Raw genomic sequence first — 22,617 nt, 5'->3', positions numbered from 1 at the left:
ACAGACTCCCCCTACACTGCATATCCTTTGGGTGGACAGGAGTGCTACCATGCACTCGCGTGGTCCGGGAGACACCGATGAATCCATCTCGATCCGCATCGCCGTCGAGTCGCGCGCTGGCGATCTTGCTGATTGCCGCTGTGTCGACCAGCGTTGCATGCACCGCACGGCGGCCCGTGAGCGGACCCGTCCATTCCGAACCGAGCGCCGAGGCACCGGCACCGGATGCGCAAGAACCGACTCCAGATGCAGCGGTCGCCGTCACTACTGCCGAAGCCAGCGATGAAACCCACGATGTCGACGCTGGCCAGGAATCGGCGACTGGCGACAGACAATCGCAGCGCGGTCCGGGCGTCCAGGTCAGACGCCGCGCAGAAGCGGGCGTCGAGGCCATGATCATCGGCACGGTAGTCGGGGGCCAGATCGGCAGCGTTTACGGCGCGGCGATCGGGGCGGCGCTGTTTGGAGTCTACGGCTTCGTGACCGGCGACGTGCCCTTCGATTCGGGTCGCGGCAACCCGGGCCCCACCGGGAGGCGGCGCAACGAAAACGCCGACCAGGCGATGGAGCGCGAGATCGAAGAAGAACTCGAGCGCCAGGAAGCGCTGGAATCTGAAATTGAAGCTGAGCTGAGGCGTCAGGAGCAATTGCTGGCGGCGATCTCGAAGCAGGAAGAAGTAAACACGGTCCGCGATCAGGTTGATGAATGCGACTCCACCGGAGTTTCCACCGACACGATGGCTTCTCCGGAACCGCCTTGTGAGCGCAAGATTCCGGATTCGATCTTCGACAAATCAGTTCGCAAGGAAGGCCGGCAAGAGCGGCTCATCAAGACACTCGATGCGGATCGCGACGGCCGGCCCGAACTCGAAATCGTGATCGACGCGAAAGACGGAACCATTCTCACCCGCGCCGAGGACACCGACTACGACGGCATCCTCGATGCTCATACGTCCTATCAATCCGATGGCCAGGTGAAGGCGCGTCAGGAAGACTCAAACGGCGACGGGCTTCCGGATCGCTGGATCGTCTACCAGAACGGCAAAGGCACTCGGGTCGAAGTGGACCGTGATTACGACGGCAAGCGCGATGGCTTCTACGTCTACGAGGACGGCACGCTCACCTACGAAGAGCACGATACCAACGGCGATGGGAGAGTCGACCGCCGCGTCAACTACGAGGGCAAGCGCCGTGTCGTCGAACTGGAAGACTCTAACCACAACGGCCAGATGGACTCCAGCACCTTCTTCGGGGACGACGGAATTCCGGTTCGCAACGAACGCGATACCAATGGAGACGGCAAGACCGACATCTGGGAACACTACGAAGGCCGAGATGCGGCCAAGATCGTCCTCGCACGCAAGGAAGAGGACATGAACCACGATGGGCGCGTCGACGTCACCTCGCACTACAAGAAGGGCAAGCTGGTGCGAAAAGACATCGACGATCCCGATCTGGTTGAGTAGTCCGGGCTAGGTCGCCTGTTTGACCGCGATCCCCACGTTGTCGACGCCGTGCTTCTTCACGATGCCGAGCACCTCGACTACGCGACCGTGGACCGTCATCTTGTCAGCTCGGATCTCGACAGACCGGATATTGTCCGCAGAGGCCTCGACCTCGATCATCTGATCAAACCTCAAAACGGTCATGGTCTCGCCATTGAGCGCAAGTCTGCCGTCGCGGCCCAGTTCGACGGTGAACTTCTTCTTCTCATCGGGAACCTTCGAAGACTGCGAATCGGGCAGTTGCAGCTCGATCTCGCGATCGACGAACACGGTCGTGACCACGAAGAAGATCAGCAGCAACAACACCACGTCGATCAAGGGCGTCATGGTGAGGCTGGCTTCGTCCTCCTGTGAGGTGCGACGCGCCATGCTCAGGCCTTCGCGGGTGGCGTGTCGCTTCGCGGCCCTTGCTCACGACCGACCCAGAGATCTTCGAGCATGCGAAAGCTCTTCTCCTCGAGATCGATTTCGAGGACCTCTACCTTGCGCCGCAAGTAGGAGTGAAAGCCGATCGCGAACAGACCCACCATCAGCCCAGCGGCGGTGGTAATCAGCGCCTGGAAGATTCCCGAGGCGACGACTCGCGCATCACCCGTTCCGGTCTTGGCAATCAGTTCGAAGGCCTCGATCATGCCGAGCACCGTTCCGAGCAAGCCCATCATCGTGGCCATATTCCCCAGGGCCGCCAGCAGGGGAAGGTTGCGACGCAGTACGGTCGCCTCGTGCTGACCGGACGTCTCGACCGCGTCTTCCATGTTCGCCAGACCCTGGTCGAAGTGCAGCAGTCCGGAGCGAAGCACCCGTGCAATGGCGTTGTCCGAAGAAGCACAGAGTTCGAGCACCTGCTTCATTTCGCGGCGATGCGAGTGATCGCGCAGCTTCTGCAGGAAACGACGGGGAATGACGGACCCTCGCCTGAGACCCCAGAGCCGCTCGAGGATGACCGCTCCGCTGATGATCGAGAGGGCCACCAGGAAGTGCATGATCCAGCCGCCCATGTCGTAGTAGTCCCTGAGCGTGCGAGCCGCGGCCGCCTTGTCGATGGCCTCTTCGGCACCTCTCGAACTAGCCCGCTGGGCAGCCACCACGACAGCGCTCGGGCTCGCGGGCGCGGATTCCGTGGCAGACTCCGTCGCGCTCCCGGCCTCCTGAGCGTAGGCGGGGACAGCGAACGTCATGAGGGACACTGCCAACAGCGCCCCCGAGATCCACTTGATCAAGGTTGGCTCTCCTCGTCGTCGTCTTCGACTTCGATCTCCAGCGCGCGCTCACGCTCCTGTTTCCGGAAGGTATCTTGCCGCTCGCGTTCGAGTCGCAACTGGATTTCCCGGTTACGTTCGCGGATTCGTTCGAGTTCCGCACGCCGTTCGGCATCAGTAAGGCCCTGATGCTTGAAAACTATGTCCAACTCTGTCGATCCGCGCGTACCGTCTGACGCCAGCGCTGAAACACGGATGCGGTTCTTGCCCAGTCGAACCGGTACAAACCCACGGAAAGACCCGTCCGGCGCCAACCAGATGTCGTCGGGACCCGAGGATTCCCGAAGCGTCAGGTTCACCGCTACGACGGCTTCCACATTGGCGAAGGAGACGCCCGTGAGCAGCGACACGATATCGCCCGGCCGGCGCACCGGGGTGTAGAGCCCACCGGTGACGCGAGCCATCTCGGTCGCCGCAATCGGATAGTCGATTGCTGGCGGACCCATTCCGTAGACGTTCATCGTCACGCCGGCCGCCTTCGCCAGCCGCGCGGCTGCGATGACCGCTTCAGTGTCTTCGGGATCTTCCAGATTGGCCAGACCAAAGGGCAGCGATGGCTTGCCATCAGTCAGGAACAGGATTACCCGCTTGGCTCGCGGGCGGGGCTGCGATTGCGCTCCGGACAGGCCAGCCAATTCGCGCAGGGCCAGTTTCACACCGGCCTCCATATTCGTGCCCCCGTGGGGACCGCGCAACAACACAGCTTCGAGCGCCTGATTCAGCCGCGCGTAGTCGTCCGTAAGCGGCTGCTCCAGAAGGGCGTCCTTTTGATCGACAGAGCGACGCCTGTGTGTGATCGGGTCGATCTCGCCGGAAAACGAGACGATCCCCACGCGGACGCGCTCCGGATTGAGCCCCTCGAGCAAACTCATCCCGGCGGTGACCTCGGCGGCGAGGATCGAATCTTCGGGATCGGTATTCTCAGTGTCCGGAAGTGCGCGCACCAGCGCGCGCTTGGTCTCGCCAATCTCGCCATCGCCATCGATGTCGATCCCGCTGGGGTATTTGGTCGAACCGGATACGTCGATCACGAGCATCACGTCAAAATTGCTGGGGCGCTCTCCGGCCGTGGCAATCCCGTTCAGGGGAGCCATATCGGTCCGGGACTTCACGACCTCTCCCGGGCGCGGGGATTCGACGACCACGCGCACCAGATTCTCGTCCCCTGCACCGAGCGTGGGGCCTGTCCACCCGACAATCGTCAGGGCGAAAAGCAAACTGGTCAGTGTAATCTTCGTACGCATACCCAACGCCCCTTCGCGCTAGAGGCGCTCCGGTTGCGGAGTCTGTGCGAAATACAGCGCCTTACTGCGTACTCCGCATGACTTCCGCGTCCGGCCGGATCTCGACCTCGACGCGACGATTCTGCGCACGCCCTTCGGCGGTCGCGTTCGTGGACATCGGTAGCGACTCACCAAAACCCAATGATTGGATGCGTCCAGAAGACACGCCTTCAGAGACCAGGAAGTTGCGCACGCGATCTGCGCGCTTTTCCGAGAGTTTCTGGTTGAAATCGTCGGTCCCGGCGGAGTCGGTGTGGCCCTTCACGATGACGCGACTCTTTGGGTAATTGTTGAGCGTACGCGCCATCGAGCGCAGTCGATCGTAGCCACCGGCTTGCAGATTCGACGAACCGCTGTCGAACAACAGCCCGCCCTGGAAGTTCACGAGAATCGAATCGTCGCGCTTCTCGACGTCCGCACCCGGGATTGCATCGAGATCGGCGGCCTGCTGATCCAGATACTTTCCGACCAGCCCGCCGGAGATCGCACCGGCCGCTGCACCAATCAACGCCCCTCCGGCCCTGTGGTCCTTGCCACCAATGGCGGCACCCGCGGCCGCACCCGCCAGAGTTCCCAGTACCGCACCCCGCTTCGCCTTGGTATCGAGAACCGACCCGGCCGTCTCGCAACCCATTGAAACACAGGCCAGCAGACTCAAGACCAGTGCAGATCGAATATGCATCGAAGTTCCCCTTACCTTCTCTTGGTAGCTCGTGGTGGCTCTTGGCCAGCATCCTCGCCAGCATCCGTTTCGCCAGCGGGTCGCTGAAAGTAGGGTCCTCAAGGCGCGTTTGCACGTTCTTTGGACTGTAGATCCCGCTCTATCCCGCGAAAGAGTTCGACCAGAAGTCTTCCGACCCTATTCAAACTGTCTGCCGAAACCGCGGACAGATCGTCGCCTCGAGTGTGCCAGAGCGGCCCTGGAGAGTGACCCGCCCCGAACTCGAAATCGATGATCCCCAATGAGTTGGAGACCCCGCGCTCCTGAAAAGGCGTGTGATCATCGATCAATGCGAGCGTTTGCGCGGGATCTATGAGCTCTGGATCACCAATCTTGCGCGCGGCCTGCACCATGATGCGGCGCAGACGAGGCGAAGAACTCATGTCCACTGCCAGATTGAGTTGCTTGTCGGCCACCATGTCGACCAGGATCAGCCCGGCGATCGAGGCGATCTGATTTTTCTGCTCCATTTCCCGAGCCAGCCAGCGGCTGCCGTAGAGTCCGTCGTTCTGGTTGATTGACCGGCCCAGCGCCTCTTCACCATCGAAGAAGACCAGCGAAACGCCGTACTCCAGCCGTATCGCGCTGAAGACCCGAGCAAACTCCAGCAGCAGCGCCACGCCCGAGCCTCCGTCGTTCGCACCCACGAAGCGCATGCCCGGAATGTCCTTGGTGTCGTAGTGGGTGATGATCCAGATGTGGCGATCGCGTGTGCCTTCGCGAGTTCCGACGATGTTCTTCATCTGGATCGGCGCTCGACCCGGAAGCCCGGCGGAGAAGCCTTGCTCCTCGACCCGCCAGCCGGCCTGGCGCAGGCTGCTGGCGATCAGGGCGCGGGCCCGCTCCGCCCCTTCTGAGCCACTGTGACGTGGGCCGATGTTCACGAGCGCCTTCAGGTCGGCGAAGGCGCGCTCGGAATCGAAGGCCCGAGTCGTCGGAATTTCAGATGGATCGACCTCGCTCGCGCCACACCCCTCTACCAGAGAGAGTGCGACCAGCCAGGCGAACACCCGCTTGCTTCGTTTCGCCGCCAACTGAGCAGACCTCCGGTCAAGTGAACCGATTTGCATAGGTCGCACGCTCGACCCCCGTCGCGCAACAGGGGGCGGGCTCGCTTGGCCCGAACCGCGTCTACTCGACTGCGTGGGATTCGAGGTCTGCCAACCAGTTTCCGGTCTGCTCGGCCAGTTGCTCGAAACCCAGGTCCCGCGAATACGACTGAATCATCCGACCCGATTCGCGTGCCATGGCGCGCCGGCCCGAGTCCAGTCGGGCCTGTGCGGAGCGCAGCGCCAGACCCAGTTGGGCTTCGGCCTCGGTGCGTTGCCCCCTGCGCGCGAGCAACGCCGCGAGCCGACAGCGCGGCGGGATATTGCCGGGGCGTAGGGCCAGGCCCGATCGATAGGCGGCCTCGGCCTCCGCTGGGTGCCCGCGGCCCTCGTGTGCGACGCCGAGCTTGAGCCAGGCGTACCAGGCCTCGGGGGCGATCTGAACAGCTGCCTCGAAGTGCCCGGCCGCCGCATCGAGTTCACCGCGCGCAAGCCGCGCATCCCCCAGATTGTAATGGGCCTTTTCGTAGCCTGGCGTCAGGACCAGGGCTCGCTCGAACATCTCGATGGCCAGCTCACTTTCCCCGCGAAACGCGTGCTGGCGACCCGCGGTCACCAATGCCACCGGGTTGTCGGGATAGGAACGGATCGCGTGGGAAAACACGCTCAACGTATCCTGCCATTGCGACACATAGCGGTGTGTCTGCACAGCACAAGCGACCAGCAGGAGTGCGACCAGAACGACCCCTGCCCCTTTGAGTCTCGGCGCGAAACGAAGAGCGTCCACACTCGCCCAGGCCAGCGCCATGAAAATCCCGACATAGGGCAGGTAGGTGTAGCGCTCGGCCATCGACTGCCCCCCGACCTGCACGATTCCGATCGTGGGCACCAGCGTTCCCAGAAAGAACAGCCAGCCGACGATCAGATAGGGGCGCCGGGCTCGCTGCTGAAATGCCGCGAAGCTGATTGCGGCCAGGGCGAGCGCGCTGGCCAGAACCTGTCCGGACGTCCAGGCGTGCGTGTACGGATAGTAGATGGACAGGTTCGTCGGCCAGATCGCCTTGCCCAGATACCGGGCGTAGGCGACGAGCGCGTTGGCGACGCGCGGCCAGAGCCCCAACTGAGCCACACCCTGCATGCTGCCTCCGGACAGATGCGCGGAGTACGTCAGGGCACTGGCCAGCAGTGACAGAGCGAACAACGGCAGTTTCTCGACGACGAGCCGTCGCAATGGCACGCGCGCGGCTCCAAGACGCGCTGCCCGGAGACGCGATAGCGGCCAGAAGTCGAAGAGCAAGAGTGTGAACGGGAGGGTCACGAGCATGGGTTTCGTCGCGAGCCCGAGCGCAAACACAGCGATGGCCGCACCGTAGAGAACTCGCCGACCGCTGCGCAGCCAGGCGACCCAGGCGGCACTGGTCGCAATCCAGAACAGTCCGCTCAAGACGTCCTTGCGCTCCGATATCCAGGCCACCGACTCCACGTGCAAGGGGTGGAGAGCGAAGAGCGCGGCGACCAGCGCGCTAGGCCAGATCGAATCCGTCATCCAGGCGAGCAAGAGGAACCATCCCAGGGCGTTCAGGAGATGAAAAGCCACGTTCACCAGGTGCTGGGTACCCGGATCGCCCGGAAAGAGTTCCTGATCGAGCATATGCGAGAGCCAGGTGAGTGGGTGCCAGTTATTGGCGTCGAAACTGACCAGCGCCCAGCGAAATCCCTCAGATGTCAGACCGTCGAGAACGTGTTGATTAGCCGTCACATACTCGTCGTCGTCGAAGTCGAGAAACTCGGCGTTTCGCAGTTGTGCGAATGCGAAGACGGTCGCGAGCGCGAGGCCGCAGCAGATCGCCAGAATCTCGCGCTTCGCGCCCATTCTCATCGGACCCGGAAAATCATTCGAATCAGTTAACCACAGCCGGGCGGCTTGCTGAAGACATGCGAGTCGATCGTCCGCCACTTTGAACGGCTTGGGGTTACCTGAAACAGGGAGCCTTGAGTCCGCACTCGGCCTGGCTTCCCCTGCCCCACTCCGGTCCCGCTGGAGTCTCGAAGATGTTGATCCGCGTCTGGGGTGCGAGCTTACGAGGTCTGGGCGGTGTGCGCGTTTCGGTGGAGGTCGACGCGGGACGCGGCCTGCCTTCCTTCCAGATCGTCGGCCAGGGAGATCGCGTCGTACGGGAGAGCCGCGATCGCGTGCGCGCTGCGTTTCGCCAGAGCGGACTCGAGTTTCCACCCGGGCGCGTCACGGTGAACCTGGCCCCGGCCGAGATTCCCAAGACCGGAACCGGGCTCGACCTGGCTCTGGCAGTGGGCATCGCCGCGACGCGCGTCGAGATTCCAGAGGAAGAACTGGCGAGCACACTCTTTGTCGGGGAACTCGGACTCGACGGGGCGTTGCATCCGGTGCGCGGAACGCTCGCCCTGCTCGCGGCGGCCGACGGACTCGAACGCAGCGTCGTGGCGCTGGGCAACCTGACCGAAGCGGCTCTTTACCCGCGCGTTCGGGCGTTCGGCGCGAACGATCTGATTCAGGTGATCCGCTTCCTGCGCGGCGAAACTGCGCTCGACACCCTGGCTGATCTCGCACCCGATGCGACGAACGCGACGCCCGGAACAGCGCTCGACCTGTCCGATGTACGCGGACAGGAGAGCGGACGTCGCGCACTCGAAGTGGCGGCGGCCGGAGGACATAACCTGCTCTTCATCGGCCCACCGGGCAGCGGGAAAACCCTGCTCGCGAAGCGTCTGCCTGGGTTGCTTCCGCCGCTCGAATACCGCGATGCGCTCGAAGCCACGCGCATCCACAGCGTCGCCGGAACGCTTGCGCGCCCCGGCCTGCTCAGCACGCCGCCGTTTCGCGCTCCTCATCACACGACATCGGATGCGGGCATGGCCGGTGGCGGACGGCCGCTTCGACCCGGCGAGATCTCGCTGGCCCATCGCGGCGTGTTGTTCCTGGACGAATTGCCCGAGTTTCGCCGAAACGTACTCGAAGCACTTCGCCAGCCGCTCGAAGAACACGAGATCCGCATCGGACGCGCGCACGCGATCGAGTGCCTGCCCGCACACTTCCAGCTGATCGCGGCCATGAATCCCTGCCCGTGCGGCTACCGGGGCGACGCGCGGCGCGAGTGCAGTTGTGGCGATCCCGAGATCGGGCGCTACCGCGCCAGACTCTCGGGTCCGCTACTGGATCGCATCGACCTGCACGTACCCGTCGCGCCGGTGGAGTGGAAACACATGAGCGATCAGACGGCCCGCGGGGAGACGAGCCAGGTCGTGCGCGAACGCGTGCTCGCCGCCCGCGCCCGGCAGAGCCAGCGCTACCGCGGGCAAGAATTCGAGCTGAACGCCCAGCTGCCCTCGGCAGAACTGGCCTCACACTGCCCGGTGTCGGCCAAAGGCTCGTCGCTACTCGAGCGTTCCGTGCGTTCGCTGGGACTGTCGATGCGCGCCTACGTGCGCGTCCTGCGGGTTGCGCGCACGATCGCCGACCTGGACGGGAGCCCGGAAATCGCCACCGAGCACCTCGCCGAAGCGATCGGTTACAGACAGCTCGACGCCAGCGACGAACGGCGCAGCGATTTTAGGGATTGAAACCCAGCGCCTCCAGCTTTCAATCCCTCGTCTCCGATCTCGCCAAATCGTTCTCTCCGCAGGTAGAAGGTCGATCTTGCAACTCCGAAGTATCGACAGGTCCCATTTTTCCCAATCCGCTCTGCGTACTCGATGATTCGCTTCTTTCGATGAATCTCTCACTGATCGTGTGTCATTCCGATCTCCTTGGCCGTCCTACCAACTTGGAAGGCGGGATGTCCGGCTGGATCTGCAATGTCACCCGCTGCCCTGCAGCTGTGGATGCTAACCGAAAAGAAACCGAACTGGGTTTGTGCCCACCAAGGCTTTCAGCAACGCAGACGAACTCGGGAGTTTTCCCTCTGCAGGGATGGGGTATTCTTCAGCGGCTCGGATTTCATGGCGGTCGATCAGCGTGTTGATGAAGTGCGAGAAGTACTGCGAGTAGTTCTTGCAGTTCTTGTCGAGGATCATTGGGTAGTCTGAGCCCCATAACAGCTTCTGGGCAATTGGGTAGTTGTGGCATTCCGCATCGTCTGCATCAAGATTCCCCTGCCGATCGTAGGCTAGAAGCCATAACAACGATGCCACTGCGCGACTGTTACCGAAGTCGAAAGCTGAGATATCCGCATAGGTGTGCTCGTAGCGCTTGAGCAACTGGACGATCCCATGGGTCCAGCCGCGCTCCGATACACCTTCGGCCCGGTGGGAGATGACCGTATCGTCAAATAGGTCATCCTCCTCCGTCTCTTTCCAGTTGATTGCCTCTGCTACACCCCGCTCACCCCCGAAGTGACCGAAGTTGATCCGCAACCTACGTAGGCCGGGTCTGGACTTCATGACACGGGCCCAGTTCTCTGGGCGCGTGAAGAGCTTGACCTGACCATCAGTCAAGTCGAAGGAGCCCTCTTGGCAGTGTACTGTAATGGGGATCTCGAGTTCGGCGAGACGCTCGTAGAGATCCAAGTAGGCCTCTCGCTCCCCAGGGTTGCGGGGGTAGACGTTGAAGCCAAGCGGTGGATAGAGCTTGAGTCCGATGACGTCGCCACTCTTGAGGTTAGCCCGCTTTCTTCGTTCGATAGCCAACTTGACACCATGATCTTCGAGATAGGCATCCACGCGGCTCCGAATCACTTCGCGAACGCACAACTCACCGCCCTTTCGATTCTTGAATACGATCCTCCGAGGATCGAGCCCCACAAACGGAAGAACCTTGACATTTGCGTTCCGGGGCACCGCTCCATGGCTCGATGCCGCCGCAATCAAACGTGAGAGCTGCGCCTCAAACTTCTCGACCTTGCCGTTAAGATCAAAATCCATCACGAGCGGGGTGAGGATTCTCTCCCGCGCATCCACACTCCAATCCCCCAGCCGGTCGCTCTTGATCGCCCTGTTCAGCTCCCTCGTTACCTGCTTCACGTTCTGAATTGACTCCGAGTCGAGAAACCTGACGAATCGTCTGTAGTCGATGATTCCGATCCTCTGAGCGATAGGGCCAAACGCCGCAGCCACGAGCAACCTCAACGGGTGGTCGATCTGTCGTTCGATCAACGTAAGCAGCGGAATGTCCGCTGCGGTAAACATATGACAATGCGTGTCCACAAAGGTGTCGACCTTAATTCCCATGACCTACCCCTGGAATTTGGAGTTAACCCACTTCCGTAGACGAATTAGCGCCTTATCTTGGATGTGTCCGGGAAATCAGGGTAGAACCCCATCGACCTGCGGAACACCCTCACTTCAGTGCGCCAGTGGGACGACGAGATACACCCGAAGAGCGCGGGTTTCAAGAAGATGGCGCACAAGTTTCAGGCAGCAATGGACCGCGCGCTCGAGGCCTAGCAAGTTGTTCATCTCCAGGAACTCGGCACGTCTTGCGGCGCTGATGCTCTGCGAGCTGTTGCCGAAGATCAGGGTTGTTGAGGGCAAGATCGCGCCGTGAGATCACTGCAGCGCGAGGGATCGCTAGGATGAAGCTAAGGAGGGTCCTCATGGGCCGTCGACTCTGGCCGTCGCGAAAGGCTCGGAGCTTCAGGAGCGACGGAGTTTTCGCGGGACCGCAGCCCGGCAATAGCGAGGTTGGAGCTGAGGAAAAACGGCATGATTCCGGCGGTTGCAAGGTTCGACCGGTCGGCGTAGCGTGCGAGCGGGATGAAAACTGTCTCGCTTTTGATACTTGCCTCGATGATCGTGTGGATGGCGTCGTCTCGGACGGCGCGGGCCGAGCTGATTTTTGAGCACTTCAACTACGCCCAGAGTGGCTGCGATCAGCCGATCGGAGGCAGAGGCGGGGGCAGCGGCTTCGCAGTCGCATGGAGTACCGGGAACACAAGTCGCATCTACGAGTGCGAGAACATGACATTGAACCAGGCCGGGTATTCCAACCTCGGCAACGACCTCTCCGGCGGACGCTACGGGGGAACCGGGTTCGGCACGGATCCGAGCCGAGAATTCTCAGTGCAGCGAGCGGGCACCTCATGGCTCAGCTTTCTGGCGAGTCGCTCCCCGGGAAATGGTCCAAGTTTGTTCGTCGGGTCTGGTCAAGATGCGCCGGGCCAGCAGGCCATTGAGCTGGGCTTCGCGGGAGCAAGCACGTCGCCACCCAACACCTGTGCATTCTTTCCCCAATCAGGAACTGGGCATCTGTGTTCAGGAGCTATCCCTGACTTCAGCAGGCCCGTCCACTTGGTCCTCGGCAAGCTCGAGTTTGACCATTCCAGTGGGGTGCAGGAGCGCGTTTCCGTCTGGATCAATCCGACGAATCTGCTCGGCGGAGAAGCAGGCTTGGGCGCGCCTCAGTTGGTTATCGATGGCTACAACGCTGACTCCAGCTGGCGCAAGCTGCTGCTGTCGGCGCCCCGGGGATCACATATCGATGCCCTTCGTGTGGGCGACGCGCTCGCCGATGTGCTCTCGGGCGCTGAAGGCGCCTGTCTCATCGCGGCCGGAACCGGAGTGCAGTGTCAGATCCTCGGCGGAGCTTCACAGCCAGGGGGTGTCTCGGCCGAGGTAGATGCAACGACCGATGGGTGGTTCGGCGGTCAACTCTGCGAGACGGACGACCTTGCGTTGTGCCTTATCGATCCCAGCGGACTAACCTTCATCACACCGACGGCGCCGGCGTTCTTCTGGAATCTCGACTTCTCGGGCGAGTTCTCGAGTATTGCTGTGACGTTCGGGTACAGCGATGAAGGCCTAATGCCGGTTCAGGAGCAGCTACTTGCGATCTTTCACTTCGTAAGCCCGTTCCCGGGCTGCATTCCCGGAGTGAACTGTGAATGGATAGCTTTGCCGACCGTCCGAGATCCGATCGCGAATACGCTGGAGATTGTGGCCACGGACCTGTCGCCACATGCCATCGGATTGTTGCCGGCGATCCCCGTCTTTCCGACCTCCGACTAGCGGCGCGAGGTTCCTCTCAACGCCGCACAGCGTGTAGCGCGGGACAATCGCGGGATGGAAGATCCGCACCACCGTCGGCGAGAGCTATCGAGAGCGACACGTTGTCTCGGCAAATTGATGGGGCTGGCAGCTGCGAGCAAGGCGTCTGACGGCTGGTACCCATGAACTACGAAGCAGCTATCAGAGAGATCGCCGGCCACGCCCGCCGGATCTCTCACACTGCGGCTTCGGTCGATTGTTTCTTCGTTCTCGACATCTTGAGACTCTCCTCGGGGTCAAAGACCCCGCAAAGTGTCTCTTAGCTTAGACCCACAATCAGTCCGACTTCTGCTGACGGGAAACACCCAGCGCCTCCAGAGCGTCGTCGATCGGGATCAGATAGTTGGCGCCCGGTGTGCGGCTGAAACCGAGTCCGGTAGCGAGTGCGACGAGTTCGCCGCGCTGGTTCAGTACGGGGCCGGTCGGATTGTCACGATCGACCGGCGCGTTCGTGTGGTAGTAGCGCCTCTCGCTGCCGCGCAGGTTTCGCACGGTCGTGATGACACCCTCGCTGAGCGTGTGTTCGAGCGAGTCTTCGAGCGGGCCGCCCAATACGAATACGGGTTCGCTGATGCGGACACCGCTGCTTGCAATGGGGACCGGGCGAATTCCGGGTATTCGTTCGAGCAGGATCAGCGCGACACGGTGAGGCTTGTCCGAACGCACGACCCGACCCGGAATCGATTCGGACTCGAAAACGACCATGACCGAATCACGGGTGACCTCGCGACCGTCTGCAACCACTCGGTAGTTGGTCAAGACGTGACCTTCGTCAGAGATCAGGACACCGTGGCCGTTTCTGCGCACGGTGCGAATCATCGGGGTGGCGCTGCGTACCTGCGGTAGCAGATTCTGGAAATCCGGCGTCACCTCCGTCAGCGCGGCGGGCGTCGATTCCTCCTGTGCGGGAAGGCTTCCATCTGGAGAAAGCACGGCGACGAACTCGGGATCGGCCAGGAGTTTCTCGGCGGCGGCCAGCAAGGCGTGACGCGTCGCCGTGACGATGCCCTTGTCCTTTTCCTCGGGAAGGTACTCCTGGTTCCAGCGATCGAAGCGAGCTTCAGTCGTGCCTTCAAAGACCGTCTGTTGACTCAGGCGGTCGAAAACCCGCCAGTGAATACGGACTTCGACGAGATTCTTGTTGGGAAGGGACTGGCCGTTCCTGCGACCCCGGCCCATACACGATCGAAGCGAGAGTCGAGTCACCGTGGGAACGGCTTGTAGATCGGCGATCGTCACTTTCTTGCGCCCGGTCGAGGCGAACTCCGGGGGCTGGTAGGCCAGTTCTGCGAGCCGACGATGAAAATCCCGAGGCAGGAGCGTCGAACCCTTCAGCTTCCTTTCGAGGTTCACGAGCAGATCTTCGGCGCCACTATTGCAGTAGTAGCCGCGGTACTGTCTTCCCACGGGCAGGCGTGTCCGTCCCCGGGCAGGCAGATCGACTTCGACGTCCGCAACCGCCAGTCGCAGGGACGGGAGTTGGCCCCTGTAAGGGATCGCTTTCGACGGGACTCGTGCGTCGCGTTCGAGCGAAGCGGCCGGTTTCTCCGTGTGCGGTACAACGCGTGTCGCGCCTCCGCGCGGAGTATCCGAGAAGTGCACCTTCCCCTGTTCGTCGACCCAGGTGTACACCTCCGCCGGGGCGGGAGTCGGCCCGACCAGGAGAACGAGGACCAGCGCCAGTAGCGAGTGTCTTCCCAACATGGTTCCGCCTGATAATCGGCTGAAAAATGGCGGCAACTTGAGCGGGTGCGAGCAGGTCACGGCTTGTGCAGTCGCTGATCAGACACTGGGCACGAGCCCGCCCAAAGGCGGTATTCCGGGCCGTTACGCCCCTTTTCGGGTTGGCACAGTCGTTGCTCTGGACGATCGGGAGAACCGAGCGGCAGCGTGCCGGGCGGCGGTACAGGAGGGAAACCATGAAGAACAAGGTCCTGCTCGCAGCGTTCGCTGGAGCCTTATTGATTCCGGAGTTCGCAATCGCAGAAGAAACGGTCAGCCAGGAGATGTTCACCGTGAACAATACCTGGATGATGGTGGCCGCGGGCCTCGTGTTCATCATGCATCTGGGCTTTGCGATGGTCGAATCCGGACTCACGCGCGCGAAGAACACCACGAACATCCTGTTCAAGAACACGTTCGTGATCTGCACGGGAATCCTCACCTACGCGATCGTGGGTTTCAATCTGATGTATCCGGGTGATTTCAACCTGGTGGGCGGTGTACTCGGGTTTGCGGGCTTTGGTGTCGCACCCGGAGTCGATGGCAACACAGTCGCCTACGCGAGCGGCGGCTACACGTATTGGACCGACTTCCTGTTCCAGGCGATGTTCGCGGCCACCGCCGCGACGATCGTTTCGGGCGCAGTGGCCGAACGCATCAAGCTGTCCTCGTTCATGGTCTTCTCAACCCTCTTCGTGGCGTTCGTGTACACGATCGCGGGTTCCTGGAAGTGGGGCGGCGGCTGGCTCGACGGCCTGGGCTTCTACGACTTTGCGGGTTCGACGCTAGTTCACTCCGTCGGCGGTTGGGGCGCACTCGTAGGCGCCTGGATGCTCGGCCCACGTATCGGCAAGTACGCCAAGGACGGTCGCCTGACGCCGATTCCCGGTAGCAATCTTCCACTGACGACCGTCGGCGTATTCCTGCTCTGGCTGGGCTGGTTCGGCTTCAACGGCGGCTCCGTGCTGAGTGCGGATCCGGGTGCGACTTCGCTCACGCTGGTCACCACGTGTCTAGCGGCAGCGGCGGGTGGAGTCGTGGCCATGCTGATTTCTCAGATCCAGTCGGGAAAGCCCGATCTTTCCATGTCTCTCAACGGAATCCTGGCCGGACTGGTCGGCATCACCGCAGGCGCGGATCAGATGGCGATGGGATCGGCCATCCTGATCGGCGGCGTAGCCGGTGGCATCGTGGTGTTCTCGGTCCTGTTCTTCGATCGCATCAAGATCGATGATCCGGTCGGTGCCATCTCGGTCCACCTGGTCTGTGGTGTCTGGGGAACCCTGGCGGTCGGTCTGTTCGGCGAGATGGCCGGGCTCAAACAGTTCCTGATCCAGTTGCTCGGTGTAGCTGCCTACGGTGGTGCAACCGTCGCCTCGGCCTTCGCGATCTTCTCGGTCGTCAAGGCGACCATGGGTCTGCGCGTGTCCGAGGAAGAAGAATGGGAAGGGCTGGACCTCGCCGAGCACGGCGCCCACGCCTACGACCTGACACCGGGTGGACTCAGCGGTATTGCCGACGACCTGGCCAGTATCTCGCTCAGAGGTGCAGTCCGTGCCAGCACACCGACGGAACTCGTAGCGAGTGAAGCCTGAGTGAAACCCGCGAGCGGCAGGAGGACAGCATGAAAAAGATCGAGGCGGTCATCAAACCTTTCAAGCTCGACGAGGTCAAAGAAGCGCTCAGCCACGTGGGTGTTCAGGGCATCACGATCAGCGAGGTCAAGGGCTTCGGTCGCCAGCGCGGTCACACTGAACTCTACCGGGGAGCCGAGTATGTGGTCGAACTTCTGCCAAAAGTGAAGATGGAATTGGTCGTGATCGACGATATGGCCGAGAAGGTCGTGGAAACGATCCACCAGGCGGCACACACCGGACGGATCGGGGACGGAAAGATCTTCGTCCTGCCCATCGAGGAAACAGTGCGAATCCGCACGGGGGACAGGGGGGATTCCGCCATCTGACCCGAGAGGTTGGAACGAGCGATTCACCACCAGAATTCCCTTCCGGTGATTCGCGCGTTCGGGCCTCGACCCCTCCGGGGTGTCGAGGCCCGTTTCGTTTGCGCGGCGGCCAGGCATCGCGAGCAGTCTTGAGGCCGGGTTCCTAGCCGGAAATCGGCGTGTAGCGGATCAGTGTGCGTGAACCGTCGTCCCAGCCTTCCTGGAATCGCGGTCCCCACTTGCCCCACCCATCCGCATACTTCTCGCTGTACTTCCTCTTCAGCCGATCGAAGGCCGCTCCATCGAGTTCGCGACTCGCCTTTGCCTTGAAGCCAGGTGCCTCGCGATAGCGTTGGCCAGCTTGCTTGATGGTGCCGAAATCACCGACCCAGATTCGCGCAGTGTCCAGCCCGCTGCGCAAAGCCTTTGCCTTCCAGCTCTTCGTGCCGGTCATCATGAGGACCGAGCCCTGATCGTGCATGAACCAGACTTCACCGTGACAGGTACTCTCGTCGCCGTCCTTCTTCAGCGGGGACAGATAGATCAGGGTGCTCTTCTCCAACGCCTTGACCGTCTGGGCCGGAAGTTCGAAAGCCGTGTCGGCATACGACACCCGCGGAAGCAGGAGTGCTGCCGTTCCCAGAGCCGCGGCCCCGAGAATCTGGCGCCTGTTCAGCGACAGTTCGAGCGAAAGCTCAGCTCCGGTCACAGTGGTAGAATCACGCTTTCTCGTCTCTGACATCGGGTTTGATCTCCTGGTTGTAGGCATCGAGAAGTAGGTCGATGTGCGGGCGTGAAATATTCGAAAAAGGAATCTCCGCGGGGTCAATCTTCCTCGGACTCGTCCATTTCGACCATTCTCTTGTGGATCTCCTCAACCGAGTAGAGCCGTCCGCGACCGAGGCCCTCACACAGTCGAAGCGCGTCTTCGCTCCAGTTTCCGCGATCGATCATGCTGTTCCAGAAAGGAAATGTTCGACACTGGATCGGTCGCGCTTCGTACACACTACACGCATTGGTTTCGGAGTCCAGAAAGAAACACCGATCACCCTCGAAACGCAATTGCCTCCAGCCTTCCTCGTCGCGAAACGTGCGTTCGCGCTTGAAGACGGGGATCGAAACACCGGTGAAGTCTGCCAGCCTTTCGACCTCTTCGGCATTCAGATACACATAGGCGTACTCGCCGCGAGCGGTACAGCATTCCCCACACTGGGTACACTCGAAGCGCAGACCCTCGGCTGGCACCTTGTCGGCCTGGGCCATCAGAGCGAAGTCCCGATGGCCTCGATCGCTCGATCGATTTCTTCAGCCGACACATCCAGGTGTGTGACGGCGCGCAGCGCTTCGAAACTGATCGGATTGATCAGCACGGATTTCTCTCTCAGCCTCACGCACAGACCCAGGATGTCTTCGCATCCGAACAGGACCATATTCGTCTCGGGTTCGGCGTGAAGGCACACACCCGGAATCGTCCGCAGTCCATCCGCGAGGCGTCGCGCATTGGCGTGATCCTCGGCGAGTCGCTTCACATTGTTCTCCAGCGAGAAAATGCCCGCGGCGGCCAGATAACCGGCCTGGCGCAGGCCACCACCGAGCATCTTGCGGAAACGATGTGCGCGCTCGATCAACTCGTTCGAGGCCACGAGTAGAGAACCGACCGGTGCACCGAGTCCCTTCGACAGGCAGAACGAAACCGAGTCGAAACCCTCTGCCAGAACGGCCGCCGGGATTCCGCTGGCGACCTCTGCATTGAAGATTCGCGCACCATCCAGGTGGGTGCCCAAACCCGCCTCGCGCGCCATCTGAGTGATCCCCTTCAGATTGTCTGGGGGGAAGACGCGTCCGCCGCTGCGGTTGTGCGTATTTTCCACACAGACCAGTCGCGTGCGGGGAAAGTGATCGTCGCCGGGGTGAATTCCGAACCGCACGTCGTCGGCTCCGAAAATTCCATCCTCGCCGACGAGATTGAACTGCACACCTGAGATCGCGGCGGCCGCTCCCGATTCGTACAAGAACATATGTACGTCCTGACCGGCAATCACGGCATCACCTGGCTCGGTGTGCGCGCGCAATGCAATCTGATTCGCCATGCTTCCCGAGGGCACGAAGAGCGCGGCTTCTTTGCCCAGACGCTCGGCGGCCATCGCCTGGAGTCGGTTGATGGTCGGGTCTTCACCGTAGACGTCGTCTCCGACTTCGGCACCCATCATGGCTTCGAGCATTTCGGTATTCGGTCGGGTAACGGTATCGCTGCGCAGATCGATCGTACTCATGGGTCCGCAGTATAACCGGGTGTTTCCGGATTCCGGATTTCGAGAATGCGACGCCCGTCGTCGATCCGCAGTTCGACCCGTCCGGAGGGCAGGCGATGCTCTACCGCAACGGCGCGCTGGGGCTCGTGGACGGCGTAGTGGATGTAGCAGCGCCCCGCGCGCAGGTCCTTCCAGATCGCGGAAGGGTCGAGATCATTTCCCGGGCAGACGGTGCGCACTCCGGCAAAGGCCTGCTCATATGGATCGAGTTGCCAGCCGAGCAACGAAACATTGCGATGGGCATCCGCACCCGAGAAGGCGACAGGCCTGCGGCCCGCGACCAATAGGCTTTCCCACTTTTCGAGTTCGCGATCGGGGCGCACCCAGAGTCGGCGCAGGGAAGCCCGACGAAAGATCCGATGCCGTAGCAGGCGCAACGGGAGCAGCGGGCCGTATAGCTTCGCGAAGTCCGACGCGGTGTTCTGCACTTCCAGACCATCGAAGTCGGCCTCCCAATCGTGCCAGCCGCCGTGAGTGAATGGATGTGGGATCACGGCGAATCCGCCCTGTGCGTGGATCGCCCGAATCACCTGCGCTCCACTGCGTTGCAGAACCTGCCCTCCCCTGCGTTGCAGTGAAGGCACGGTCCGTCGAATCTGCAGGCCCAGGACATGGCCGTCGCTGCTGCCGAACTCCGCACCGACCATCACCAGGAGTTCTCGCCCATCCGGACTGCGATGGATTCCGGCGCGCTCGGCGGCGGGAAGCGGAGCAGACTGCTCCGAGTCGGCTGCGTGTTCGGTCAGGACGAGAAAATCAACACCCGTGTGCCAGGCCGCATCGAGCACCGCCTCGAACGGCGCGTCACTGTCGTGAGAAGGCGCATGGTGGACGTGGATGACACCGACCAGCGCGGCGAGCAGTAGCTCTTTGGCTGCCAAGCTCGGCGCGCCCTCAGCGAGACTGCGTCTGAGCAGCGCGTGCGGCGGCTTCCTCCGCTTCCGCCATCCGGCCCTGCCGTTGCAAGAAGCGCGAAAGACTCGTGTAGTACAGCGACTCTTCGGGGTCGACTTCGATGGCTCTGCGGATCGTCGCCACGGCTTCGTCGAGCTGTTCGGTTCGGCCGTAGACCTCCGCGAGCCCCTGGTAGGCCAGCGAAAACCCGGAGTCGACCTCGATCACTTGCTGATACGCCTCGATGGCAGCTTCGTGGTCGCCGCGCGCGAAGGCGTCAAATGCCTGCTGGTACAGTTGCTTGAGATCGGCCATGCATCCTCCCGAGGTGCGGAGTCTAGCAGCCCGCCGGAATTTTCCGGCGACGTCCGATAAGCAGGACCTATGTTGCGCGGCTGCCGTGTCTGAAGGCTGAGCCGTAACGGGGGATTGGCCAATGGACCGGCTCGAGATCACCGAATTGTGGGGAGACGGAATTGGACCGGAACTTCGGGAGGTGATCCAGGAGATCGCGGCCACACTGCCGATCGACATCCACTTCGATACGGTCGACCTGTCGCTGGAGAATCGCCGGGTCCGGGGCGAGGCCGTCTACGACGAAGCCGTGGAGTCGATTCGACGCACGCGCCTGGCGCTGAAGTATCCGACCATCACCGAAGCCGAGAGCCCCAACGCCGTCCTGCGTCGCAGGTTGGACTTCAGTGTCATCCACCGTCCAGTCGTCTCGATCGAGGGCATCTCTTCGAACTTCAAAGAGAACGTGGCTCTGCACGTCGTGCGGGTGGCCACCGGCGGTACCTACGAGGATCCCGGACGCCTGATCGGAAACGAGGCGGCGGTGTCTCTGCGCATCGTGGAGCGCCAGCCCACACTCGAAGCCGCCCGTTTCGCCTTTGAGTTTGCGCGCAAGAAGAACCTGAAAGTCACGTCCTCTTCCAAACACACCATCCAGGCCGTAACCGACGGCTTCTTCGAAACGATCGTGCGCGAGGTCGCCCAGGATTTCGGAGACGTTCACCACGACGTCGAACTCTTTGACGCCCTCCTCGCCAAGGTCATCCTGAACCCGCAGTACTACCAGGTGGTGCTCGTCCTGAACGAATACGGCGACTTCCTGTCAGATATGGCTTCGGGTCTGGTCGGAAGCCTGGGAACTGGCGCGAGCGGCAACTACAGCTTCACACCCGATGGCGAGATCGACGTGGCCATGTTCGATCCGGCGGGCGGAACTGCACCGGATATCGCCGGACAGGGCAAATGCAATCCGACCGCGATCCTGCTGGCCTTCGCTCTGCTACTCGACCACGTGGACCGCTACGACCTCGGACACGCGCTGCGCCTTTCCCTGCTGGATGCGATCGCCTGCGGCAAGAGCACCGGCGACATCGGGGGAGATTTGAACACCCAGGAGTTCACCCAGGTGGTCGCCGACGCACTCGCGGTGAAGCTCGCGTAGAATAGCGGCATGCCGCTATTCGTAATGATTGGTCGAGACAGTTCCCGGGGCCTCGAGTTGCGCAAGCAACACCGCGAGGCGCACCTTGCAAACCTGCAACCTCTGGCCGATAGCGGGGGCGTTTCCTACGCAGGGCCGCTGATCGACGCCCAGAGCCAGCCTTGCGGAAGTGTGATCGTGTTCGAAGCTGAAGATCTCAGCGCCGCACAGGCTTTTGCCGCCACGGACCCGTATGTGGTGCAGGGAGTGTTCGCGAGTCACGAGGTGATCGAGACTCGCAAGGTCCATCCGCAGGACGACTGATCGTTGGCCATCGAGTTCCGCAAGATGCGCGCCGAAGAGCGCGAACCGGTGCTCGATCTGCTCGAGGAAGCGTTCTCGGAACGCGATCTTTTCGCGAGCTATATGGATGACTTTCCCGGCTTCGAACCCGGCGATTTCCTACTGGCCTGCGATGGAGAACGCCCCGTCTCCAGCGTGCAGATTTTTCGTATCCCGGTGAGATTCGGCGACGCGGAACTGCAGCTGGGGGGAATCGGGAGCGTTGCGTGTCTGAAGAGTCATCGCAGCCAGGGTCTGGCCAGTGCCTTGATGCGCCAGGCGGCCGAGGAGATGCGCGCTCGAGACATGCCGATCGGACTGCTCTTCACCGGACGTTTCACTTTCTACGAACCGCTCGGCTGGCATCAGATGCCCCGACCGATGCTCTCGATCCGGCGCTCGGACTCTGGAGCGGTTTCGAGCGATGCTTTTCAAATACGCGTTTTCGAGAGTGCAGACTTGCCCGCGGTGCGCGAAATCTACGAAGCCTATAACGCGGATCACCCGTGGACGACGATTCGCGACGACGCGTACTGGCGAGGTCAGCTGCGCTACGCGGGAACTCCCGACGAGGACTTCCGGGTCGTCGTGTCTGGCGGCGCGCTCGTCGCCTACGCGCGGGGAATCACAATCGAAGGCGTCCCTTTTGCGATGGAGTACGGCCGTCTGGCCGATCGCACCGACGAATTGAGCGCCGTTCTGCTCTCAATCGCGCCGGAATCGGCTCGCATGGCACTGCACACGTCGCACGATTCCGGCCTGCTCGATGCCCTTAATCGCGCCGACGCCGATCCGCAACCCGCCGACGATCCCTCCGCGATGTGGAAGGTCCTGGACTCGAAGAAGCTGCATTCTCTGACCGGAGTCGAGGGCGAACTGGAAGACGAAGCCCTTCTGCACAGGATCGTGGGCGAATCCGGCTCGATCTACTGGCTTTCAGATCGCTTCTGAACGACGCCTGCCAACGACCCGATCGTGTTCTCGAGTTAGTTGCACCGCCGCAGTCGCGCCGCGGTAAGAAATCCGGGCTAGCTTGTCGGCATGCCGTTTGAGGACATTCCCAGCGATCCCTCGCTGATCGACCCGCTACCGGAAACGCCGCTGGAGTTGCTCGCGCGTTGGCTCGACGAAGCCCG

General features: G+C 61.9%; 21 protein-coding genes. 8 read left to right on the top strand and 13 right to left on the bottom strand.

Going from position 1 to position 22,617, the window contains the following annotated elements:
* Positions 1-77 precede the first annotated feature (77 nt).
* Positions 78-1,466, top strand: a complete 1,389-nt coding sequence (locus GY725_25620) for a hypothetical protein (GenBank protein ID MCP4007574.1) — start codon at positions 78-80, stop codon at positions 1,464-1,466.
* Positions 1,467-1,472: 6 nt separating this feature from the next.
* Here GY725_25620 and GY725_25615 read toward each other — a convergent pair whose 3' ends face one another.
* From GY725_25615 to GY725_25590, 6 genes are all read right to left on the bottom strand, one after another.
* Positions 1,473-1,874, bottom strand: coding sequence for a biopolymer transporter ExbD (locus tag GY725_25615; GenBank protein ID MCP4007573.1), 402 nt, complete (start codon positions 1,872-1,874; stop codon positions 1,473-1,475).
* A gap of 2 nt (positions 1,875-1,876) precedes the next feature.
* Complete coding sequence (locus GY725_25610; GenBank protein ID MCP4007572.1) at positions 1,877-2,725, bottom strand: MotA/TolQ/ExbB proton channel family protein; 849 nt, start codon at positions 2,723-2,725, stop codon at positions 1,877-1,879.
* Positions 2,722-4,008 carry a VWA domain-containing protein gene (locus GY725_25605; GenBank protein ID MCP4007571.1) on the bottom strand — a complete coding sequence of 429 codons (1,287 nt, stop codon included), beginning with the start codon at positions 4,006-4,008 and terminating at the stop codon, positions 2,722-2,724. The genes GY725_25610 and GY725_25605 overlap by 4 nt, the downstream gene beginning before the upstream one ends.
* Positions 4,009-4,069: 61 nt before the next feature.
* A complete protein-coding gene (locus tag GY725_25600) occupies positions 4,070-4,729 on the bottom strand; it encodes an OmpA family protein (protein MCP4007570.1) in 660 nt (219 codons plus the stop codon).
* Positions 4,730-4,827: 98 nt separating this feature from the next.
* The gene (locus GY725_25595; protein MCP4007569.1) at positions 4,828-5,802 is read right to left on the bottom strand and encodes a M28 family peptidase; all 975 of its coding nucleotides are present in this window, start codon (positions 5,800-5,802) and stop codon (positions 4,828-4,830) included.
* Positions 5,803-5,899: 97 nt separating this feature from the next.
* Positions 5,900-7,690, bottom strand: coding sequence for a tetratricopeptide repeat protein (locus GY725_25590; protein ID MCP4007568.1), 1,791 nt, complete (start codon positions 7,688-7,690; stop codon positions 5,900-5,902).
* Between the two features lie 179 nt (positions 7,691-7,869).
* Here GY725_25590 and GY725_25585 point away from each other — a divergent pair, with 179 nt between their 5' ends.
* On the top strand, positions 7,870-9,414 hold the full coding sequence (locus GY725_25585; GenBank protein MCP4007567.1) for a YifB family Mg chelatase-like AAA ATPase: 1,545 nt from the start codon (positions 7,870-7,872) through the stop codon (positions 9,412-9,414).
* Positions 9,415-9,678: 264 nt separating this feature from the next.
* Here the strand turns inward: GY725_25585 and GY725_25580 are convergent, their stop codons facing one another.
* On the bottom strand, positions 9,679-10,944 hold the full coding sequence (locus GY725_25580; protein MCP4007566.1) for an amidohydrolase family protein: 1,266 nt from the start codon (positions 10,942-10,944) through the stop codon (positions 9,679-9,681).
* A gap of 1,134 nt (positions 10,945-12,078) precedes the next feature.
* Between GY725_25580 and GY725_25575 the strand changes: the two genes are divergently transcribed.
* Complete coding sequence (locus tag GY725_25575; protein ID MCP4007565.1) at positions 12,079-12,795, top strand: hypothetical protein; 717 nt, start codon at positions 12,079-12,081, stop codon at positions 12,793-12,795.
* 315 nt (positions 12,796-13,110) lie between these two features.
* Here GY725_25575 and GY725_25570 read toward each other — a convergent pair whose 3' ends face one another.
* Positions 13,111-14,538: a DUF4124 domain-containing protein gene (locus GY725_25570; protein ID MCP4007564.1), complete on the bottom strand. Its 1,428-nt coding sequence runs from the start codon at positions 14,536-14,538 to the stop codon at positions 13,111-13,113.
* A gap of 215 nt (positions 14,539-14,753) precedes the next feature.
* On the opposite strand from GY725_25570, the gene amt reads away from it, so the two are divergent.
* Both amt and GY725_25560 read left to right on the top strand, forming a co-directional pair.
* Positions 14,754-16,151: an ammonium transporter gene (gene amt / locus GY725_25565; GenBank protein MCP4007563.1), complete on the top strand. Its 1,398-nt coding sequence runs from the start codon at positions 14,754-14,756 to the stop codon at positions 16,149-16,151.
* Positions 16,152-16,180: 29 nt separating this feature from the next.
* Positions 16,181-16,519: a P-II family nitrogen regulator gene (locus GY725_25560; GenBank protein ID MCP4007562.1), complete on the top strand. Its 339-nt coding sequence runs from the start codon at positions 16,181-16,183 to the stop codon at positions 16,517-16,519.
* A gap of 142 nt (positions 16,520-16,661) precedes the next feature.
* On the opposite strand, the gene GY725_25555 is transcribed toward GY725_25560, so the two are convergent.
* From GY725_25555 to GY725_25535, 5 genes are all read right to left on the bottom strand, one after another.
* Complete coding sequence (locus tag GY725_25555; GenBank protein ID MCP4007561.1) at positions 16,662-17,240, bottom strand: hypothetical protein; 579 nt, start codon at positions 17,238-17,240, stop codon at positions 16,662-16,664.
* Positions 17,241-17,323: 83 nt separating this feature from the next.
* The gene (locus GY725_25550) at positions 17,324-17,761 is read right to left on the bottom strand and encodes a YkgJ family cysteine cluster protein (protein ID MCP4007560.1); all 438 of its coding nucleotides are present in this window, start codon (positions 17,759-17,761) and stop codon (positions 17,324-17,326) included.
* Positions 17,761-18,771, bottom strand: a complete 1,011-nt coding sequence (gene ltaE, locus GY725_25545; protein ID MCP4007559.1) for a low-specificity L-threonine aldolase — start codon at positions 18,769-18,771, stop codon at positions 17,761-17,763. Before ltaE ends, GY725_25550 begins: the two co-directional genes overlap by 1 nt.
* A complete protein-coding gene (locus tag GY725_25540) occupies positions 18,768-19,691 on the bottom strand; it encodes a hypothetical protein (GenBank protein ID MCP4007558.1) in 924 nt (307 codons plus the stop codon). Before GY725_25540 ends, ltaE begins: the two co-directional genes overlap by 4 nt.
* Positions 19,692-19,704: 13 nt before the next feature.
* Positions 19,705-20,019, bottom strand: a complete 315-nt coding sequence (locus GY725_25535) for a tetratricopeptide repeat protein (protein MCP4007557.1) — start codon at positions 20,017-20,019, stop codon at positions 19,705-19,707.
* Positions 20,020-20,140: 121 nt separating this feature from the next.
* Here GY725_25535 and GY725_25530 point away from each other — a divergent pair, with 121 nt between their 5' ends.
* Genes GY725_25530 through GY725_25520 form a run of 3 tightly spaced genes read left to right on the top strand, consistent with a single transcriptional unit; the run spans position 20,141 to position 22,432 of the window.
* Positions 20,141-21,160: an isocitrate dehydrogenase gene (locus tag GY725_25530; GenBank protein ID MCP4007556.1), complete on the top strand. Its 1,020-nt coding sequence runs from the start codon at positions 20,141-20,143 to the stop codon at positions 21,158-21,160.
* A gap of 24 nt (positions 21,161-21,184) precedes the next feature.
* Positions 21,185-21,463 carry a YciI family protein gene (locus GY725_25525; GenBank protein ID MCP4007555.1) on the top strand — a complete coding sequence of 93 codons (279 nt, stop codon included), beginning with the start codon at positions 21,185-21,187 and terminating at the stop codon, positions 21,461-21,463.
* Between the two features lie 3 nt (positions 21,464-21,466).
* Positions 21,467-22,432, top strand: coding sequence for a GNAT family N-acetyltransferase (locus tag GY725_25520; GenBank protein MCP4007554.1), 966 nt, complete (start codon positions 21,467-21,469; stop codon positions 22,430-22,432).
* The last annotated feature ends 185 nt before the right edge of the window (positions 22,433-22,617 follow it).

The sequence above is a fragment of the bacterium genome (assembly GCA_024226335.1).
GTDB lineage: Bacteria > Myxococcota_A > UBA9160 > SZUA-336 > SZUA-336 > JAAELY01.
Note: the sequence above shows the minus strand (reverse complement) of the source record. Positions and strands in the feature narration are given on the sequence as shown.

Excerpts from the sequence above, each read along its gene's own strand:
- GY725_25525 (MCP4007555.1), top strand. The coding sequence starts at position 21,185 with ATGATTGGTCGAGACAGTTCCCGGGGCCTCGAGTTGCGCAAGCAACAC.
- GY725_25600 (MCP4007570.1), bottom strand. The coding sequence starts at position 4,729 with ATGCATATTCGATCTGCACTGGTCTTGAGTCTGCTGGCCTGTGTTTCA.
- amt (MCP4007563.1), top strand. The coding sequence starts at position 14,754 with ATGAAGAACAAGGTCCTGCTCGCAGCGTTCGCTGGAGCCTTATTGATT.
- GY725_25555 (MCP4007561.1), bottom strand. The coding sequence starts at position 17,240 with ATGTCAGAGACGAGAAAGCGTGATTCTACCACTGTGACCGGAGCTGAG.
- GY725_25550 (MCP4007560.1), bottom strand. The coding sequence starts at position 17,761 with ATGGCCCAGGCCGACAAGGTGCCAGCCGAGGGTCTGCGCTTCGAGTGT.
- GY725_25605 (MCP4007571.1), bottom strand. The coding sequence starts at position 4,008 with ATGCGTACGAAGATTACACTGACCAGTTTGCTTTTCGCCCTGACGATT.
- GY725_25535 (MCP4007557.1), bottom strand. The coding sequence starts at position 20,019 with ATGGCCGATCTCAAGCAACTGTACCAGCAGGCATTTGACGCCTTCGCG.
- GY725_25615 (MCP4007573.1), bottom strand. The coding sequence starts at position 1,874 with ATGGCGCGTCGCACCTCACAGGAGGACGAAGCCAGCCTCACCATGACG.
- GY725_25530 (MCP4007556.1), top strand. The coding sequence starts at position 20,141 with ATGGACCGGCTCGAGATCACCGAATTGTGGGGAGACGGAATTGGACCG.
- GY725_25585 (MCP4007567.1), top strand. The coding sequence starts at position 7,870 with ATGTTGATCCGCGTCTGGGGTGCGAGCTTACGAGGTCTGGGCGGTGTG.
- ltaE (MCP4007559.1), bottom strand. The coding sequence starts at position 18,771 with ATGAGTACGATCGATCTGCGCAGCGATACCGTTACCCGACCGAATACC.
- GY725_25590 (MCP4007568.1), bottom strand. The coding sequence starts at position 7,690 with ATGGGCGCGAAGCGCGAGATTCTGGCGATCTGCTGCGGCCTCGCGCTC.
- GY725_25620 (MCP4007574.1), top strand. The coding sequence starts at position 78 with ATGAATCCATCTCGATCCGCATCGCCGTCGAGTCGCGCGCTGGCGATC.
- GY725_25560 (MCP4007562.1), top strand. The coding sequence starts at position 16,181 with ATGAAAAAGATCGAGGCGGTCATCAAACCTTTCAAGCTCGACGAGGTC.
- GY725_25570 (MCP4007564.1), bottom strand. The coding sequence starts at position 14,538 with ATGTTGGGAAGACACTCGCTACTGGCGCTGGTCCTCGTTCTCCTGGTC.